This is a genomic window from Methylobacterium hispanicum (assembly GCF_022179285.1).
GTDB classification, from domain to species: Bacteria; Pseudomonadota; Alphaproteobacteria; order Rhizobiales; family Beijerinckiaceae; genus Methylobacterium; species Methylobacterium hispanicum.
In genome coordinates this window covers 1-564 of record NZ_BPQO01000099.1, presented here as the reverse complement: position 1 = coordinate 564, position 564 = coordinate 1, and the positions used below count along the sequence as shown (strand labels likewise).

At 73.4% G+C, this 564-nt stretch carries 1 protein-coding gene; it reads right to left on the bottom strand.

Features of this window, described 5'->3' with window-relative positions:
• The coding region (locus MFF56_RS31920) for a pilus assembly protein TadG-related protein (protein WP_238232244.1) at positions 1–564 on the bottom strand (564 nt) is incomplete at both ends.

Sequence of the window (564 nt, the reverse complement as noted above, 5' to 3'; positions counted from 1 at the left end):
GGGGGGGCGAAGTTGGCCCGCAGGCCGAGATAGCCGCCGGCCGAGCAGATCGTGTCGGCGCGCGCCATCGCGTTGTCGCCGCCCACCATCCCGGAGACGTTGGCCGAGTTCGAGTAGAGCGAGCAGGCGTTGGCGGTGACCTGGGCGTTCTTCTGCAGGTTGAAGGCGCCCGTGGCGGCGGGATCGAGGGTGAGCATGCACAGCCGCATCCGGCCCACCACGCTGACGCGCGCCTGCGCCGCGACGGTGGCGGAGCCGAGCCCGACGAGCGCGCCGAAGCCCAGGCGGATCGTCTCCTGGGCCCGCGCGGACACGCTGGTCTTCTCCGCCGGCACCGCGATCTGAAGGCCGAAGGCGCTCTCGGGCAGGGGCTTGGCGGCGTCGCGGATCGTCTGCTCGGTCACGCCCCGGACCGAGTCCGTGCTGGAGGCGGCCAGTTTCAGCGCGTTGCCGCCGGCCAGAACGCCCGCATCGACGGCCGCCTGGAGCTGGCTGCGGCGCGCCGAGACCCGGGCGTAGTCGATCCCACCGCCCACAAGCCCAACCAGGACCGTGCCGCCGAGG